General features: G+C 69.7%; 15 protein-coding genes. 10 read left to right on the top strand and 5 right to left on the bottom strand.

Features of this window, described 5'->3' with window-relative positions; all coding sequences use genetic code 11:
* The first annotated feature begins 31 nt into the window (after positions 1-31).
* Positions 32-1,654 carry a DNA-3-methyladenine glycosylase 2 family protein gene (locus OHA40_RS21040; protein ID WP_442943779.1) on the top strand — a complete coding sequence of 541 codons (1,623 nt, stop codon included), beginning with the start codon at positions 32-34 and terminating at the stop codon, positions 1,652-1,654.
* Positions 1,651-2,193 (top strand): methylated-DNA--[protein]-cysteine S-methyltransferase, encoded by a 543-nt coding sequence (locus OHA40_RS21035; protein ID WP_330228607.1) that lies wholly within the window; start codon positions 1,651-1,653, stop codon positions 2,191-2,193. The genes OHA40_RS21040 and OHA40_RS21035 overlap by 4 nt, the downstream gene beginning before the upstream one ends.
* Positions 2,194-2,370: 177 nt before the next feature.
* On the opposite strand, the gene OHA40_RS21030 is transcribed toward OHA40_RS21035, so the two are convergent.
* Together OHA40_RS21030 and OHA40_RS21025 are read right to left on the bottom strand one after the other, a co-directional pair.
* Positions 2,371-5,634, bottom strand: coding sequence for an AAA family ATPase (locus OHA40_RS21030; protein WP_330228606.1), 3,264 nt, complete (start codon positions 5,632-5,634; stop codon positions 2,371-2,373).
* Between the two features lie 64 nt (positions 5,635-5,698).
* Positions 5,699-6,874 (bottom strand): exonuclease SbcCD subunit D, encoded by a 1,176-nt coding sequence (locus tag OHA40_RS21025; protein WP_330228605.1) that lies wholly within the window; start codon positions 6,872-6,874, stop codon positions 5,699-5,701.
* A 647-nt stretch (positions 6,875-7,521) separates the two neighbouring features.
* On the opposite strand from OHA40_RS21025, the gene OHA40_RS21020 reads away from it, so the two are divergent.
* Positions 7,522-8,385, top strand: a complete 864-nt coding sequence (locus OHA40_RS21020; protein ID WP_330228604.1) for a DUF6542 domain-containing protein — start codon at positions 7,522-7,524, stop codon at positions 8,383-8,385.
* A 1,041-nt stretch (positions 8,386-9,426) separates the two neighbouring features.
* On the opposite strand, the gene OHA40_RS21015 is transcribed toward OHA40_RS21020, so the two are convergent.
* A complete protein-coding gene (locus OHA40_RS21015) occupies positions 9,427-10,425 on the bottom strand; it encodes a 4-hydroxy-3-methylbut-2-enyl diphosphate reductase (protein ID WP_330228603.1) in 999 nt (332 codons plus the stop codon).
* Positions 10,426-10,722: 297 nt separating this feature from the next.
* On the opposite strand from OHA40_RS21015, the gene OHA40_RS21010 reads away from it, so the two are divergent.
* The 4 genes from OHA40_RS21010 to OHA40_RS20995 all read left to right on the top strand — a co-directional run bounded on the left by OHA40_RS21010 (position 10,723) and on the right by OHA40_RS20995 (position 13,356).
* Positions 10,723-11,385 carry a lipid droplet-associated protein gene (locus tag OHA40_RS21010; protein ID WP_330228602.1) on the top strand — a complete coding sequence of 221 codons (663 nt, stop codon included), beginning with the start codon at positions 10,723-10,725 and terminating at the stop codon, positions 11,383-11,385.
* Complete coding sequence (gene xseA / locus OHA40_RS21005; protein WP_442943778.1) at positions 11,382-12,737, top strand: exodeoxyribonuclease VII large subunit; 1,356 nt, start codon at positions 11,382-11,384, stop codon at positions 12,735-12,737. The genes OHA40_RS21010 and xseA overlap by 4 nt, the downstream gene beginning before the upstream one ends.
* A gap of 71 nt (positions 12,738-12,808) precedes the next feature.
* The gene (locus OHA40_RS21000) at positions 12,809-13,015 is read left to right on the top strand and encodes an exodeoxyribonuclease VII small subunit (protein ID WP_442944066.1); all 207 of its coding nucleotides are present in this window, start codon (positions 12,809-12,811) and stop codon (positions 13,013-13,015) included.
* Positions 13,012-13,356 carry a VOC family protein gene (locus OHA40_RS20995; protein ID WP_330228600.1) on the top strand — a complete coding sequence of 115 codons (345 nt, stop codon included), beginning with the start codon at positions 13,012-13,014 and terminating at the stop codon, positions 13,354-13,356. Before OHA40_RS21000 ends, OHA40_RS20995 begins: the two co-directional genes overlap by 4 nt.
* Before the next feature lie 21 nt (positions 13,357-13,377).
* On the opposite strand, the gene OHA40_RS20990 is transcribed toward OHA40_RS20995, so the two are convergent.
* Positions 13,378-13,878 (bottom strand): GNAT family N-acetyltransferase, encoded by a 501-nt coding sequence (locus OHA40_RS20990; protein ID WP_330228599.1) that lies wholly within the window; start codon positions 13,876-13,878, stop codon positions 13,378-13,380.
* Positions 13,879-14,123: 245 nt separating this feature from the next.
* On the opposite strand from OHA40_RS20990, the gene OHA40_RS20985 reads away from it, so the two are divergent.
* Entirely contained in the window at positions 14,124-14,306 is a 183-nt protein-coding gene (locus OHA40_RS20985; RefSeq protein ID WP_442943777.1) for a hypothetical protein, read from the top strand.
* Between the two features lies 1 nt (position 14,307).
* Here the strand turns inward: OHA40_RS20985 and OHA40_RS20980 are convergent, their stop codons facing one another.
* Entirely contained in the window at positions 14,308-14,874 is a 567-nt protein-coding gene (locus OHA40_RS20980) for a DUF4245 domain-containing protein (RefSeq protein ID WP_330228598.1), read from the bottom strand.
* 130 nt (positions 14,875-15,004) lie between these two features.
* Here OHA40_RS20980 and glpX point away from each other — a divergent pair, with 130 nt between their 5' ends.
* Both glpX and OHA40_RS20970 read left to right on the top strand, forming a co-directional pair.
* Entirely contained in the window at positions 15,005-16,048 is a 1,044-nt protein-coding gene (gene glpX / locus OHA40_RS20975) for a class II fructose-bisphosphatase (RefSeq protein WP_330228597.1), read from the top strand.
* 96 nt (positions 16,049-16,144) lie between these two features.
* On the top strand, positions 16,145-17,548 hold the full coding sequence (locus OHA40_RS20970; RefSeq protein ID WP_330228596.1) for a class II fumarate hydratase: 1,404 nt from the start codon (positions 16,145-16,147) through the stop codon (positions 17,546-17,548).
* The last annotated feature ends 190 nt before the right edge of the window (positions 17,549-17,738 follow it).

Genomic DNA, 17,738 nt, shown 5'->3' with positions numbered 1-17,738 from the left:
CAGGTTCGCCGTAGCTGCCATTGTGGTGGACGTGACGATCACGGCATTGGACTTCGAACGTTGCTATCGGGCGGTGTCGACCCGGGACTCCCGATTCGACGGGCATTTCTTCACCGCGGTGCGCACCACCGGAATCTATTGCCGCCCTTCGTGTCCGGCGATCACGCCGAAGCGGGCCAACGTGTCGTTCCTGCCCACCGCCGCCGCCGCGCAGCAGGCAGGCTACCGTGCCTGCCGCCGCTGCCTGCCGGACGCAGCCCCTGGCTCGCCGCTGTGGAACACCAGGGCGGATCTGGCCGCCCGGGCGATGCGGCTGATCGGTGACGGGGTCATCGAACGCGGCGGGGTGCCCGCGCTGGCCGCCACGCTCGGCTATTCGCAGCGGCAGCTCACCCGGGTGCTGAGCACCGAACTGGGCGCGGGACCGCTGGCGCTGGCCCGGGCGCACCGAGCGCACACCGCGCGCCTGCTGATCCAGACCACCACGATGCCGATGTCCGATATCGCGTTCGCGGCCGGATTCGCCTCCATCCGCCAGTTCAACGACACGGTGCGCGAGGTGTTCGCGGTCAGCCCCACCACCATGCGGACCGAGGCTCAGCGCGCGAGATCCGGCGCGCCCGCTCGTCCCGCGGCCGCCGCCAACGGCTCGCTCACGCTGCGGCTGCCGTACCGGGAGCCGCTGGACCGCGCCTGGCTGGAATGGTTCCTGTCCGCGCACGTCGTGCCCGGCATGGAACTGTGGGAAAACAGCACGTACACCAGGAACCTGCGCACCCCACACGGGCACGCCACCGCGCGGCTGAGTTTCCAGCGTGATCACGTGCGGGCGGAGTTGTCCCTACACGACATGCGCGATCTCGCGCCTACGGTGGCGCGGCTGCGGCATCTGCTGGATCTCGATGCCGACCCGGTCGGGATCGATGAGGCGCTCGGTGCCGGGCCGGGGACGCGCGGGCCGTCCATGGAACAGCTGGCGGATCACCACACCGAGTCTTTGCCGGACGCCGGTGCGGGCTCGCCGCCGGATGCCGAGGCGATGCCCGAGATCGACCGGTTCGGTGCGCTGCGGCCGTCGTTCACGCCGGGTATCCGGGTGCCCGGCTGTCTGGATGGAGCGGAACTCCTGCTGCGCACCATGATCGGGCAGCAGATCTCGGTGTCCGCCGCGGCCACGCACACCGCCCGGCTGGTCGAAGCGCTCGGTGCGCGAGTCGACGGTCCGATCCCGCTGCTGTTCCCGGCCCCGGAGGTGATCGCCGAGCGCGGCTCAGAAGTCTTGACCGGCCCTGCGCGACGGATCCGCTCCATCGTCGCCGCCGCGGAGGCGCTCGCCACCGGGGACCTGCTGCTGCACCAAGGACGCACCGCCGCCGACCTGCGCCGCGATCTACTCGCGCTGGACGGCGTCGGGCCGTGGACCGCCGACTATGTGACCATGCGCCTGCTCGCCGACCCGGACGTCCTACTGAGTACCGATCTGGTGGTCCGTCAAGGCGCGACCCTACTGGGCATCGATCTGACGGATACCGTGCGCTGGGCGCCGTGGCGGTCGTATCTGTCGATGCACCTCTGGAAAGCGGCGCTGACCGACCGCGCCACACCCGCTAAAGTTCCCGCGCTCGCCACCACGAAAGGCAGTGTCGAATCATGAACACCAGCATCGCCGTTCCATCCAGCGTCGCCGAAAAGGTCGCCTTTACAGCGGATTTCGCGACTACGGAGACTCCACTCGGGCCGTTCACCGCGCTCGTCGACGCAGACGGTGCGGTCCTGGCCGCGGGATGGACCTCCGACGCGGAGAATCTGCGTGGCTTGATCCATCCCACGCTGCGGCCCACTCAGCTGCGGCAACGAGATTCGCTGGGCGACGTGACCAGTGCCGTCGCCGCCTACCACGAGGGCGACCTCACGGCGATCGACCCGATTCCCGTTCGACAACAGTCCGGGGAGTTCCTCGTGCACGCCTGGGAAGTGCTGCGCAAGGTGCCCGCGGGCAGCCCGCTCACCTATACCGAATTCGCCGCCCGCTCCGGCCGCCCCGACGCCACGCGCGCCGCGGCCAACGCGTGCGCCCGGAACGCTGCCGCCCTGTTCGTGCCCTGCCATCGAATCCTCCGCATCGGCGGCGCACTCGGCGGATTCCGCTGGGGGTTGCCGGTAAAACGCTGGCTGCTCGACCACGAGGGCTGAAGCATCCCCGGACCGCACTTGGTCGACGCCCGCTGTCTGTAAACCATGGCCAGGCTTCTGCTGGACTTGGTCGAGCCGTCAGCGCCCGGGCCCGTACGTAAAATCGCTATCCGCCTTCGATACTCGTCCGCCCCAGAATGCTCGAGATATCGGCGAGCGATTCGCCGAGCCGCTCGGTCAAGCGATGGTCGCTTGCAGCCGGGAGCCATCGCGGCCGCGGAGGACGTGCAGGCGGCTGGGGATGCGTTGACGCATTTCGTCGACATGGCTGACCACGCCGACCACCCGGCCACCGGCGCGGAGTTCGTCGAGAACGGCCATGACGGCGTCGAGGGCGTCGGCGTCCAGGCCGCCGAAGCCCTCATCGATGAAAAGGGTGTCCAGGACCACGCCACCGGATTCGGCCGCGACGGTGTCGGCCAGGCCGAGCGCCAATGACAGTGCGGCCATGAAAGTTTCGCCGCCGGAAAGCGTTTTGGCGGGGCGAATGGCGCCGGTGTAGTCGTCGCGGATGTCGAGGCCGAGCCCGCCGCGGCGGCCGCGCGGACCCGCCTTGTCGGAGTGGACGAATTCATAACGACCACCGGACATCTTGCGCAACCGCAACGACCCCGCCTGCGCTACCTCTTCCAGGCGGGCGGCCAGGACATAGGAGTGCAGCGACATGTGGCGGTTGTTCGCGCCGCGCCCGGCCACCACTTCGGCGAGACCCTTCAACTCCTCGAAAGCCCGCTGGGCCGGCGCAATCCGCTCGACAGCGGCCCAGAGCTGACCGCCGAGGTCCTCCAGCTGACTCGCTCGCCTGCCGGCTTCGGCATGAGCGGCCACGGCGGCGTTCAGGCCGGTCTGCGCGGCCGCTACCTGTGCGTCGAATTCGGCCAGGTCACCGGGCTCCAGCGCCACCGCGGCCCGGATCTCCGGCTCCGCCAGAACGGCTTCCGCATGCGCACGGACCCGGTCGGCCGCCACGAGCTGCGCCTCGATCTCGGCCTGCCGCTCGGGCGTACGCGACGCGGCGGCGACGACCTTCGCGTATGCGGTCAGCAACGCGACGTCATCGCGTGGAGCATCGCGGCCCGCTCGCGGGTGACGCACCGTGTCGTCCGCGTCCGCATCAGCTAGGACATCGTGGTGGGCGGCACCCGGCGCGGTGGCGATGTCGGTTACGACCGCATGAGGTGATGCTGCGCGAGGGTCGGCGGAACCGCGGCGCAGTTCGCTGCCATCGGCCGCTGGCGCGAAACCCGCTGCGAGGGAGAGTTTTTCGACACGACCAGCGATCACTGACACCTGCTCGCGCGCCGCCGCGGCGTCCGAGCCGGCCTCGCGCAATGCGGTCGCCTCGGCGACGAGGGCGGTGAGCCGGGCGCGGCGGCGCTCGATGGTCTCGTCGGCACCGGCCGTGGTGCGCAGTCGTTCGGTGAGTTCGGTCAGGCGCTTTTCGGCGGAGGCGATCGTGGCGGCGACCGCGCTGCGGCGGGCGGCACCTTCGCGCATTTCATCGTGCAGGCGCGTCTGGTCGTCGCGCAGGCGGGTGAGGTCGGCGGTCAGGGCATCGGCGTGTGCGGCCAGTTCTACCGTGTCCTCGTAACGGTCGGTCGCGGTGCGCAATGCGGCGGCGAGCTCGACGCGATCGGTGTCGCCGCCGCGCGCGACCAGCGCTTCGATCTCGCGCTCCAACCCGGTGATGCGGGCCAGCGCGCGGTCGCGGGCGTGCTCCGCCGTGCGCTCGGCCGCCGTGGCGGCCTCCTCCTCGTCCTTGGCGACCGAGGTCGCGGCGGGCTGGGCGGGCGCGGGATGGTCGGCGGAACCGCAGACCGAGCACGGACTTCCATCGACCAGCTCACCGGCCAGCTCGGCAGCCATCCCGGAGAGCCTGCGCTCGCGCAGGTCGAGCACGAGTTCCTTGGCGTCGAGGTGCGCGGTGCGGGCGGTGTCGAACTCGATCCTGGCGTGATCGAGTGCGGTTCGGCGCGTAGCCAGTTCGACGGCGGCCGTCGCGGCGGTCTGCAAACGTTCGGTGTCCGCGGTCAGGCCGGGCAGCGCCGCGGCCGCCTCGGTCGCCTCGCGCAGCCGGGCTTCCGCCCTGGCGAGCGCGGCGGGCAACGTATCGCGTCGCTCGGTCAGTTCGATGATGCGTTCGGCCAGCGTCGCGTCCTCGGCGCGCAGCGCGACGAGCTCGCCGCCGAGCCGGGTGGCAGTCGCGGCGTCGGTGCGCACTTCGTCCAGGGCGCCGATCTGCCCGCTCCAGCGCTGGATCGCCGCGTCGATATCGGCGTCGTCGCGCACCTGCGCGTCATCGGACCGGAGCAGCTCAGCCGCGTCGATGTCGGCGTGGTCGCGCACCTGCGCGTCGTCATCGAATCGGAGCAGTTCGGCCGCGCCGAGTTCGGCGCTCGCCGGTTCCAGGAGTCTGGACGCCAATCGGCGTGCCGCGCTCTGCTTTTCGCTGTCCCGCTGCCGCTGGGTCCGGACTGCCACACGCGCCTCGTCGATGGCCGCCGCGACCGGCTCTGCCCGGCGCGCCAGTTCGAGTTCGGTGTGCAGCGCGCCCCGCCGTTCGGCGTCGGCGGCGAAGTCGTCCAGCTGGCGACGCGCGGTAGCCATGCGGCGGTGCAGCTCGTGTAACCGACGCTGTTGTTCGGCCTGCTCGCGAGCCCGCGCCGACTCCTGCTGACAGCGTTCGACTTCGGCGACGGCGGCCGCGAGGTCGGCCCGCGCGGCGGACAGCAGATCTTGGGACCATGTGACGGACTCCGGCAAGCCGACCGAATCCGCGACTCCGGCCGCCATGCCGACCTGGGTGATCAGTCGCTCGACGCCATCGGTGCGGGCGTCCAGATCGGTTTCGGCGGCGCGGCGTTTGTCCGCGAGCCACTGCTCTGCGGTGCCGAAACGCTTGGTGTCGAAGAGCTTTTCGAGCAGCCTTTCGCGATCTTCGTTGTCCGCTCGCAGGAAACGGGCGAAATCGCCCTGCGGCAGCAGCACCACCTGGAAGAACTGGTCGGCGCTCATGCCGAGCAGGCGCAGGACCTCCTCGCCGATATCCACTATCCGGGAGAGGTTCTCGCCGTGACCGTCCAGCCAGGTCAGCGTCGCCTTCGCGGGCACAGTGCGCATGCCGGTGCCGTCTCGCTTGGGACGCTCGAATTCGGGGCTGCGGGTCAGCCGCAGCCGCCGCCCGCCCAAGGTCGCTTCCAGCGTCACCTGCGGGGGCGTGTGTTCCGGTGCGTGATCGGAGTGCAGCCGCTTGCTTTCGCCGCGCGCACCGGGCACCTTGCCGTAGAGAGCGAAGGCGATCGCGTCCAGCACCGTGGTCTTCCCCGCCCCGGTCTGGCCGTGCAGGAGGAACAACCCGTCGGCGCCGAGCGCGTCGAAGTCGACGACCGTGGTGTCGGCGTACGGGCCGAACGCGGTCATCTCCAGCGTGTGCAGCCTCATACCGCCGCGCCTACACCCGGCTCCGGCACAGGCGAGCGCTCGGTGATATCCCTGGCCCGCTCGCTCATGCGGACAGTTCCTCGGCCGCGGTCACCGCGGTCACTTGCTCCCGCTCCGCGACGGCGGCGGCGAGCGCGCGCTCCAGCCACGTCATCTCGCTCGGGGTCGGCGCGCCGCGAACGTCGCTCAGGAAGCTCCGGGCTACTTCGGTGTCGCGGCGGCCGTGCACCCGCTCACGGTAGCGCAGCTCCGGGTTGCCCTCGGGCCGTGCCCATTCGACGTGCACAGCGTACGGGAACCGTTCTCTGAGCTTGCGCATGGCGTCGACCGGGCGAGCGATGTCGGTGAGCACCGCGGAGACGTAGTGCTGTTCGGCCTCGGTGTGCGCCGTGTCACTGAGCAGCTCGTCCAGGGTACCGGTGAGTTTGCTCAATCCCCGAATCGTCGGCAGGTCCCGGCGCCGCACCGAACGCAAGCCGGACGCGTCCAAGTCGACGATCCAGACCGCCTTGTGATGCGAGTTCTCGGCGAACGAGTACGGCAGCGGCGAGCCGGAGTAGCGCACCGACTCCGCCAGCGTCTGCGGCGAATGCAGGTGGCCGAGCGCCACATAGTCGATGCCTTCGAAGGACGCCAACGGCACCGTCTCCACCCCCCCGACCGAGATCGACCGTTCCGATCCGGTGGCTTCCCCACCGACGACGAAGGCGTGGGCCAGCACGACCGTCCGCGCGCCCGGTCGACCCGCGATGTCGGCGCGGATCCTTGCCATCGCCGCGTCCAAGATCTCGGCATGCGATCGGGCCTGCGGCACACCGAGTTCGGCGCGGGTGATCTCCGGTTCCAGGTACGGGATGCCGTAGCAGGCGACGAGCCCGTGCTCGTCCCCGAGCAGAACCGGTCGATCCGCGTCGGCGACCGTGGTGCGCAAGTGCAACCCGCCCGCCGCCGCGAAACTGGCACCGGCGCCGAGCCGAGCGGGCGAATCGTGGTTGCCCGACGTGGCGACGATGTGCGCTCCAGCCGCACGAATGGCCTCGAATCCCCGGTTGCACACGGCGATCGCGTCGGCGCTCGGGATCGACCGGTCGTACACGTCACCCGGCAGCACGACCACCTCGACCGACTCCTCGGCCACCAGCTGCGCGATCGCGGTCAGTGAACGCGCCTGGTCGGCAAGCAGATCGACACCATGAAACGTGCGCCCGATGTGCCAGTCCGAGGTGTGCAACATCCGCATGCCGCGAAACCGTAGGACAACCCACCGACAGACTTCAATCGACCTGCCCGCTGTGTCGGGTTTGCCCAGCCACAGCGCGGCGTGTCCGCCGGGTCATGCCGCGTGTTCGTCCCTCGACTCGAATCACCGCTCATCCCTTGGCTTCTCGAACCTCACGACGCGGGCGGCACGGTATGCCAGGAGCCGAGCGGTGTCCGGACCGGCGGTCTGCTGGCAAAGCGAGTTTGCCGACCCCATGGTCAAGACCGTACGCGAGACTCGTTCTTGTCGGTGGCATGAGGCAGCATCTGCGCAATGACCGCTCCGACGCTCGTCGCCCCTGATACCGGTATTTGCGGCCGGGTCGACGTCGGCCGACTGGGACCTGCGACGCGGGCCGGCCACCGCACGACAGCGGCGGAGGCGCGCCTCGCGACGTCCACCGACAACGAGCGCTGGTCGCGGCAGGGCTCAGCGCGGCCGATGAGAAGGTGCGCGCGCCGCCCAGCCGTAGTCGGCGGCCTTCTATCCACGGCCGGAGCTCGTGGCCGGAGTTCGTGCCGGGTGATCCGTTCCTGGATTCGACGCTGACCACCGAGGCAGGCGAGCAACCGGTCTATAGCCGTGCCGCCACGCCGCCGTGCGCGGCGGCAACTAGGGTGCATAGCGTGGCTGCTTCCGAACGTGCGCGATCCCGGGTGCCCGCGCCGCAACGCTCGATCCTGCCGTCGGTGCCGGGGATCCCCGTCGGCGCGGCGGTCCTGATCGCGATTGCCTGCACGTTTGTGGGATTCCTGATCGATGCCAGCGGCGGCGGCGGAGAGCTGACCGGCACGTTCGCCGCGCTGTACATCGTCGGGTGCGCGGCGGCCGTCGCGGCCGTGCGCTACCGCGGGCTGTTCAGCACGATGGTGCTGCCGCCGCTGCTGCTGTTCGTCACCGTGCCACTGGCCTATCAGCAGCTCACCGGGCGCGGCTCGACCTCGATGAAGGACATCCTGCTGAACCTGGCGATCCCGCTGGTGAACCGCTTCCCGACCATGATGCTGGCCACGGTCGTCGTGGCGCTGATCGGCGGCGCCCGAATCCTGATGCACCGGCGCGAGGCAGAGGCGAGCAGGCCACTACCCGTGCGCCGCGGCGCGGGCTCGGGCAAATCGCCCGCCAAGAAGAAGCCCGGTCGCCCCTCCGGCACGCTCGCGGACGCGGCGCGCCGCAAAGCCCGCCGACCCCGGCCCGAGCCCGACGGGCCCGACCTCGACGACGTGGACGACCCCGCCCCCCGCCCGCCTCGCCGCACCGCGGCCCAGGTCGCCGACGCTCCGCCGCGAGTCGCGCCGTCCCGGCCGCGCGAGGGCCGCACCCCGGCACGCGGCGGTTCCCGCCCGACCGGTGCAATGCCCCGCGCCGAAGGCGAGCCACCGCGCCCGGCAGGCGCCCGCCGCGAAATCCCCCCGCATCCGCAACCCAACGTGCGCTACCGCGATCGTGATTCGAACCGCACCGAACGACGCAGGCCGGAGAATCTGTAGCCGGATTCGGCACACGCCCTCTCGCAGAAGTCCCACTACCGGGCAAAATCCTCGCGACTGCGACCAATCGCAGGTGGCGGCTCACATGAGGCTCGTCCCAAGCAGCCGAGACTTACAGGACGCCCCCAGTACGACAGCGTGGTCCGGGAGCTGCAATCCCGCCCAACGCGATGACATCGCGCCGCCCGCTTCCGAGCGAGTACTCGCCGTTCGCGGCCATCGCAGCGAATACGCCGCTCTGCCGCGAGGTGGCCGGTATGTTCCGCCACGAAGCCGCCAGCAGCGCCCACCGGACCGCCCACCACCGACACGCGGCGAACACGCAGGTCACGCCGCCACCGCCACATGCGACCGCACCCGCCCAACCCCCGTTTCGAGCGAAGCGAGACCAAGCATGCCCCGTTCACCGCCATCGCGGCGAATACGCCGCGCTGCCGCGAGGTGGCCACTATGTCCGCCACGCAGCCGCCAGCGGCGCCCACCGAACCACCCACCACCGACAGGCGGCGAACCCTCGGTCGCGCGGGCCATTGCACGCAACCACACGGCCCAACCCCCACTTTCGCGCGCAGCGAGACCGAGCACTCCCCGTTCACGGCCCGGCCCGAGCAGCCGACGCATCCGCCACGAACTCGCCAGCGGCAGACACCACCGCTAACGAAGAAGCGCAGCACACCCTTGATACCGCAGTTGCCGACCCACGCAACCACTCGGCCCCACCCCCACTTTCGAGCGCAGCGAGACCGAGCATCCCCCGTTCACGGCCCGGCCCGAGCAGCCGACGCATCCGCCACGAACTCGCCAGCGGCAGACACCACCGCTAACGAAGAAGCGCAGCACACCCTTGATACCGCAGTTGCCGACCCACGCAACCACTCGGCCCCACCCCCACTTTCGAGCGCAGCGAAACCGAGCATTCCCCGTTCGCGGCCCGGCTCGCGTCCGAGCGGCCGACGCGCAAGCGACGAAGTCGCGAGCGGCGGTCGCTCGGACGCGAGCCACAAAGGGGCCGCGAACACGCCGCGACGCAGTCGCGGCAAATCAAACAGAGCGCAGTTCCCGCGGCAGCGCGAAGACGAGCGTCTCGTTGGCCGTGGTGACCGGTTGGACATCGCCGTAGCCGTGCTCGGCCAGCATGTCCAGGACGCCGCGGACCAGGATCTCGGGGACCGACGCGCCCGAGGTGATACCGATCGTGCGGACGCCATCGAGCCAGGCCGGGTCGACCTCGCGGGCGAAGTCCACCAGGTGGGCGGCCTTGGCGCCCGCCCCGAGCGCGACCTCGACCAGGCGCACCGAGTTCGAGGAGTTGCGGGAACCCACCACGATCACCAGGTCGCATTCCGGCGCCATCGCCTTCACAGCGACCTGACGGTTCTGCGTGGCGTAGCAGATGTCGTCGCTCGGCGGGTCCTGCAGGCCGGGGAAACGCGCCCGCAGCCGCTGCACCGTCTCCATCGTCTCGTCCACGCTCAGGGTGGTCTGCGAGAGCCAGATCACCTTCGACTCGTCGCGCACGGTGACGTTGTCCACCGCGCCCGGCCCATCGACCAGCTGGACGTGCTCGGGCGCCTCGCCTGCGGTGCCCTCGACCTCCTCGTGGCCCTCGTGACCGATCAGCAGGATGTCGTAATCGTCGCGGGCGAACCGCTTCGCCTCCTGGTGCACCTTGGTGACCAGCGGGCAGGTCGCGTCGATGGTGTGCAGATTGCGCGCCGCGGCGGATTCGTGCACCGCGGGCGAGACGCCGTGCGCGGAGAATACGACGACCGCGCCCTCGGGGACCTCGTCGGTCTCGTCGACGAAGACCACGCCGCGCTCGCGCAGCGTCTCCACCACGTGCCGGTTGTGCACGATCTCCTTGCGCACGTAGATCGGCGCGCCGTGCTTTTCCAGCGTCTTCTCGACGGTCTCGACGGCACGGTCCACGCCGGCGCAGTACCCGCGCGGCTCAGCGAGCAGCACACGCTTTCCGCGGTCGGCGTTTGCGGCGCCGGCTGAGCGGGCGATTCCGACGTTCAAGGGAATGGCCGAAGACATGCCCACAGGATACGTGCGCCCCGGGGCCTCGCCACTTCCGGGAGTTGTCCGTCACATCCTCGCGGCATCGACCTGGTACGGGCCGCGAGCTGGGCCGGAAGACCGCCGCGGAATGCCACGGAGCCGCGACGCGCGTGCCCGTGCGGATACTTCGCGACGTGACCCGCGGTCTATTCTCCGCATATGAGCGCTGCGCCGCGTAATTCCGGCCGATCCGCCACGCGTAGGGGCGGACGGATATTCGAACCGCGCAGACCCCTCCTTTGCATAGCACACCATTTCGGGCAGGCTAGGACCATGCTTCGACCACCCTTTCTGGCCCGGGTCGCCGCCGGTGCCGCCGTATACGCCCTCGAGGAAACCCGCCGGCTACCCACGGCGGCAATGAATTTCCCGATCACGGCCATCAGTCAGATGCTGCAAACGACGATGCACGTCCAGCAGTTCGTGACCAGTTTGGCCCTGAAGGGCGACGCGGTTTTCGACCGTTTGTCCAACCGCCCGGTCGACCAGCCGGAGTGGGCCACTTTCGACGAAGACCTGGCCGACGACCCGAGCCCCGTCACCCCCCACACCAGCCGATTCGACCTCTACACCGCCGACGAGGCCGAACCGGCCCACACGCCCGAAAACTTCCCGGCGGACGCCGCCCGCGCCACCGAGACCAACGGCCACACCACTTCGGTGCCGACCATCGACGACCCTGCCGAGCCGAAAACCGCTGAGCCGGAATCCGAATCGGATCCCGAGCCCGCCGCGGCAGCGTCCGAGATCGTCGAACCGGAAGTCGCCACCCGGTACGACTACGTCAACATGACCCTGGCCCAGCTGCGCGCCCGGTTGCGGATGCTGACTGTCGAAGACCTCATCGCGCTGCTGGAGTACGAGCAGCACACCCGCGCCAGGGCGCCGTTCGTGACCATGCTGACGAACCGGATCGCCACCGTGCAGGCCCAGTGACCGATCCTCGGACACCCCCCTCGCCGACGGTTGGCCGGGAAACTTCCGGCCAACCAGCCGCCGCGTCGGCCAACTCCGCCGAGCACCCGTGGCCGGTGCGTTCGGTGGCCATCAAGGTCGCCCAGTGGATCGACCGGCTCGGCAGCATCTGGGTGGAGGGCCAGATCACCCAGATCAACCTGCGCCCTGGCACGCGCACCGCGTTCCTGGTGCTGCGCGACCCCTCCGCCGACATGTCCCTCTCGGTGACCTGCGATCCGGACCTCATCCGCGATTCCCCCGTCCCGCTGCACGAGGGCAGCCGGGTGGTGGTCTACGGCAAACTCTCCTTCTTCACCGGCCGCGGCACGATCTCGTTGCGGATCCTGGAAATCCGGCCTGTCGGGATCGGCGAACTGCTGGCCCGCATCGAGCGGCTGAAAGCGCTGCTGGCGGCCGAGGGCCTGTTCGATCCCCGGCTCAAGCGTCCGCTTCCGTTTCTGCCCGGGACGATCGGCCTGATCACCGGCCGCTCGAGCGCCGCGGAGCGCGATGTGCTGAGCGTCGCGCGAAACAGGTGGCCCGCGGTGCGCTTCGAGATCCGCAATACCGCGGTGCAGGGACCGACCGCGGTGCCGCAGATGCTCGCCGCGCTGGCCGAACTCGACCGCCACCCCGCCGTCGAGGTGATCGTGCTCGCCCGCGGCGGCGGCAGCGTGGAAGACCTGCTGCCGTTCTCCGACGAGGCGCTGTGCCGCGCCATCGTGGCCGCGACCACCCCGATCGTGAGCGCGATCGGCCACGAACCCGACAATCCGCTCAGCGACTTCGTCGCCGATCTGCGCGCGGCCACCCCGACCGACGCCGCCAAGCGCATCGTCCCGGACGCCGCCGCCGAGCTGGCCTGCGTCCGTGAGCTGCGCGGCCGCACCGCCGCCGCGCTGCGCGGCTGGGTCGACCGCGAGACCAGGGCGCTCACCCAGCTGCGGTCGCGGCCGGTGCTGGCCGACCCGCTGCGCGAGGTCGACCGCCGTCAGGAGGAGATCGAGCGCCTGCGCAGGTCGGCGCGCCGCTGCGGCGAGCAGGTCATCCGCACCGAGACGATGGCGACCACACACCTGCGCGAGAAACTCACCGCCGTGGGTCCGGCCGCGACGCTGGCTCGTGGCTACGCTGTCGTGCAGCGCGTCACCGGCCGGGAGCGGGTGGTGGTGCGCTCGATCGAGGACGCGCCCGCGGGAAGCCAGCTGCGCATCCGGGTCGCTGACGGCGCCGTTACCGCCGCCGCGCTCGGCACCCAGGCGCTCGGAGCGAAGAGCGATGGAGTTCGCGGTCGCGGATCGGCGCCGCACACCGACACAGGGAGGAACTGACCTTGGCCGAGTCCGGCAAGTCCACGGGTAAGGACGGGACGGAAGCCGATCCGGCCGACGAACTCGCCGAGATCGTGAACTTCGGCTACGAACGCGCCCGCGACGAATTGGTCAACGTGGTGAAGATCCTCGAGCAGGGCGGCCTCGACCTGGACGAATCCCTCGCCCTGTGGGAACGCGGCGAGGCGCTGGCCAACCGTTGTGAAGAGCACCTGGCGGGCGCGCGCAAACGCGTGGAGGACGCGCTGCACCGCTCCGACTTGGAACAGCAGCAGTGACCATCCGCCGCGCCACCCCGGACATCCGCACCACCGACCTGGCCGCCAGCCGCGACTTCTACCGGCTGCTCGGCTTCCGCGAGGCGATGGACCTGGGCTGGGTCGTCACGATGGCGTCCCCGTCCAACCCGACCGCCCAAGTCCTGCTCGTCGGCCCGGACGCCGAACAGCCGCAGCCGGACATGAGCGTGGAGGTCGACGACGTCGACGCCGTGCACGGCGCGATGACCGCCGCGGGCGCCGACATCGTCTACCCCTTGCGCGACGAGCCTTGGGGCGTTCGCCGCTTCTTCGTCCGCGACCCCAGCGGGACCATCGTCAACGTGGTCACCCACCGCTGACCGGCAGCCCCGCCGGGTCGCCTACTTGCGCCGCACGAATGTTGCGCGGAACCGGGCCACACCGTCCGCTGCGCTGACCCGCTGGAACCCGGCCTTCTCCAGCACACGCACCGACGGCGGGTTGGACAGTTCGGCCTCGGCGTGCACTTCACGAACGCCAGGCGCGGTGAACGCGTGGGCGGTCAGCGCGACGGTCGCCTCGGTGGCGTAGCCGCGACCCCGCCGCGACGCGACGATGCCGTACCCGATCTCCAGATCGCCGTCGAGCGGCGGCCAGAACAACCCGATCGATCCGACCACGAGCCCGCTCGCTCGCTCGATCACCAACCGGTGCCCGAACGGTCCGAGCCAGTCCGGATGCTCGCCGAAAAGCCCGGCGATGACTCGATCGCCCTCGGCCGGGAAATCCGCGGCCCAGGCGGCCGCGCGCAGGTCGTGGAGCACGGCGGCGGCCTCATCGGCCGTCCACGACCGCAGGACGAGATGTTCAGTGGTCAGATCTGGGGAAACAACAAGAGACACGTGACACTCCTGGTCATCGAAGAGGACCGGCCCGCACCGACGCGTCTGCGGAGTCAGTGGCGCGCGGACCGGCGGAAGGCATGCGAAAGACGGCTGAGGACAGCCATATTCATCAACCTCCGAGATCCGGTTCGGCATGTGTCTCGCTCCGCGGCCAACCTAACCGTCGTAGGTGCGGAAAGCCAACCGTGTTTCAGGGCTGCGAGCGACCGGACGGGGGCGTGTGACACATAGACCGGTTGGAGATGGACGCGATTGTGCGCGCGAACGCAACCGCGATTTCCCCGGCCACCGTTCGAAGTCTCGATGCGCTGCACCTGGCCACCGCGTTGGAACTCGCCGACGATCTGACCGCCGTCGTGACCTATGACAAACGGTTCGGCGAGGCCGCGGAGGCCGCGGGATCGACCTGGGTCGCACCCGGTTGAATCAGGGCTTCAGCGGCTGGGCTGCGGTGATCGCCTGGGCCAGCGTGGTGAACGCCGCTTGATTTCCGGCGCCGGTGATCAGCACCCGCGACTGGCCGAGGTCGGCGATCCACGCGGTCTCCGAGCCCTGCTCGGCGTAGACGATCCATTTCTGCCCGCCGATCTCGTCGGCGCCGCTGGCGTACCGCGATCCGAGCACGAACCGGGCCAGCGCCTCCTCGGTCGCGCTGCTCTGGGTGAACCGCATGTAGGTGCCCTGCGGCGTGATGTAGCCGACGGTGCTGACCGGTCCGCCGCCGATGCCGCCGATGGATTCGCGGCTGCCGGAATTCGGTGTCCAGTCCGCGGGCAGGGCCGGGTTGCGAATAGGGAACGGCAGTGATCTGGCGTCGGCGTTCAGCGCCGCCCGAGCGTCGAAATGCGGGATCTGCCCCTGGGTCGGGCCCTTCGCGGCGAAACTGCACTGGCTGGCCAGGCCCGCGAACACCACGGCGATCAACACCAACGGGATCAGCGACCAGAACAGATCCCGGTAGTCGTTCATGATGCGTGGCTTTTGGTACGGCACGCTCCCAGTATCCACTCGCGCGGCGACGCTGCCGGAGCGCACCCCGATCACCCGTACCAGGGGTGTACGACCGTGCCACATCGAATGAGACAATTGACCGGCACGTACCGACGCACAGGAGGCCCCCGCAATGACGGCAACTTCCCCCAGCCCCAGCCGCCGCGAGGCGCCCGACCGCAACCTCGCACTCGAGCTGGTCCGCGTGACCGAGGCCGGGGCGATGGCCGCGGGCCGGTGGGTCGGACGCGGCGACAAGGAGGGGGGCGACGGCGCCGCCGTCGACGCCATGCGGCAGCTGGTCAGCTCGGTATCCATGCGCGGCATCGTCGTCATCGGCGAGGGCGAGAAGGACGAAGCCCCGATGCTGTACAACGGGGAAGCCGTCGGCGACGGCACCGGCCCCGAAGTGGACTTCGCGGTGGACCCGATCGACGGCACCACGCTGATGTCCAAGGGCGTGCCCGGCGCGATCTCCGTGCTCGCGGTGGCCGAGCGCGGCGCGATGTTCGACCCGTCGGCGGTGTTCTACATGCACAAGATCGCCACCGGCCCCGACGCCGCCGACGTGATCGATATCTCGGCCCCGATCGGCGAGAACATCAGCCGGGTCGCCAAGGCCAAGAACTCCTCGAAGTCCGACCTGACCGTCTGCATCCTGGACCGTCCCCGGCACGCCGAGCTGATCCAGCAGGTGCGTGACGCGGGCGCTCGCATCCGCCTGATCTCCGATGGCGACGTGGCGGGCGCGATCGCGGCCGCCCGCCCGGACTCCGGCACCGACATCCTGGTCGGCATCGGCGGCACGCCCGAGGGCATCATCGCCGCCGCAGCGATGCGCTGTATGGGCGGCGCGCTGCAGGGCATGCTCGCCCCGAAGGACGACGAGGAACGGCAGAAGGCCATCGACGCCGGCCACGACCTCGACCGCGTGCTCAGCACCGAAGACCTGGTCTCCGGCGACAACATCTTCTTCTGCGCCACCGGCATCACAGACGGCGACCTGCTGCGCGGCGTGCGTTACTTCGGCGGCGGCGCCTCCACCCACTCGATCGTCATGCGCTCGAAGTCCGGCACGGTCCGCATGATCGACGCCTACCATCGGCTGACCAAGCTGCACGAGTACTCGTCGGTCGACTTCATCGGCGACGAACACGCCGTCCCGCCGATGCCGTAATTTTTGCAGCGCCTGTGTTTGTTTTGCAGCGCCTTCGGCGCCACATTAGGGGGCCGCGAACACGCAGCGCCGCAGGCGCTGCAAAAATTACACAGTATGACCGAGGAGACGCAGTATCGCATCGAGCACGACACCATGGGCGAGGTTCGGGTTCCGGTGGACGCTTTGTGGCGGGCGCAGACCCAGCGTGCCGTGGAGAACTTCCCGATCAGCGGACGTGGCTTGGAGCGCGCGCAGATTCGCGCGCTCGGCCTGCTGAAGGCCGCGTGCGCCACGGTGAATCGTGACCTGGGTCTGCTCGATCCCGCGAAGGCCGACGCGATCATCGCGGCGGCGAACGAGATCGCGGACGGCAAGCACGACGACCAGTTCCCGATCGACGTCTTCCAAACCGGTTCCGGCACCAGCTCGAACATGAACGCCAACGAGGTGATCGCCTCGCTGGCCAAGGCGAACGGTGTCACGGTGCACCCGAACGACGACGTGAACATGTCGCAGTCGTCCAACGACACCTTCCCCACCGCAACCCATCTCGCCGCCACCGAGGCGGTCATCACCGATCTGGTGCCCGCGCTGGAGCACCTGCGGCTGGCGCTGCTGGACAAGTCGACCGAGTGGCGCACCGTGGTGAAGTCCGGCCGCACCCACCTGATGGACGCGGTCCCGGTGACCCTGGGCCAGGAGTTCGGCGGCTACACCCGCCAGGTCGCGGCGAGCATCGACCGCATCATGGCGACGCTGCCGCGGCTGGGCGAGCTGCCGATCGGCGGAACGGCGGTCGGCACCGGGCTGAACGCGCCGGAGGGCTTCGGCGCGAAGGTCGTCGCCGAGCTGGTACGCGCCACCGACATCGACGCGTTGCGCGAGGCCGAGGACCACTTCGAGGCACAGGCCGCGCGGGACGGTCTGGTCGAGGCCTCCGGTGCGCTGCGCACGATCGCGGTCAGCTTGACCAAGATCGCCAACGACATCCGCTGGATGGGCTCTGGCCCGCTGACCGGACTGGCCGAGATCCAGCTGCCCGATCTGCAGCCGGGCAGCTCGATCATGCCGGGCAAGGTGAATCCGGTACTCCCCGAAGCGGTTACCCAGGTCGGGGCACAGGTGATCGGCAACGACGCCGCGGTCGCCTTCGCTGGCGCGAACGGCGCCTTCGAGCTGAACGTGTACATCCCGGTGATGGCGCGCAACCTGCTGGAGTCGATTCGCCTGCTGGCCAACGTCTCCCGGCTGTTCGCGGATAAATGCGTGCGCGGCCTGATCGCCAACGTCGAGCACCTGCGCACCCTGGCCGAGTCCTCCCCCTCCATCGTCACCCCGCTGAACTCCGCGATCGGGTACGAGGAGGCGGCCGCGGTCGCCAAGGAAGCGCTGCGGGAGAAGAAGACGATCCGCCAGACCGTCATCGACCGCGGGCTACTCGACGAGAAGCTGACCGAAGAGGAACTCGACCGCCGCCTGGACGTACTCGCCATGGCAAAGCTGAAAGACGAGGACTAACCGGCTCGAAGGTCCACGTTGTGAGAACAACATGGACGTTCAGCCGACACGGCGGTAACGGCTGCTCACTGGTGTAGCAATCGGTGGGGTGAACATGACGAACGGCCCCGCATAGACCAGCAGCAGGGACACGATCGCCCCAGCCCTGTCAGGGCTGGGGCGCGGTTGGCGTTCAAGTGCGTCACACCTT

The organism is Nocardia sp. NBC_00508 (genome assembly GCF_036346875.1).
Classification (GTDB): Bacteria; Actinomycetota; Actinomycetes; order Mycobacteriales; family Mycobacteriaceae; genus Nocardia.
Note: the sequence above shows the minus strand (reverse complement) of the source record. Positions and strands in the feature narration are given on the sequence as shown.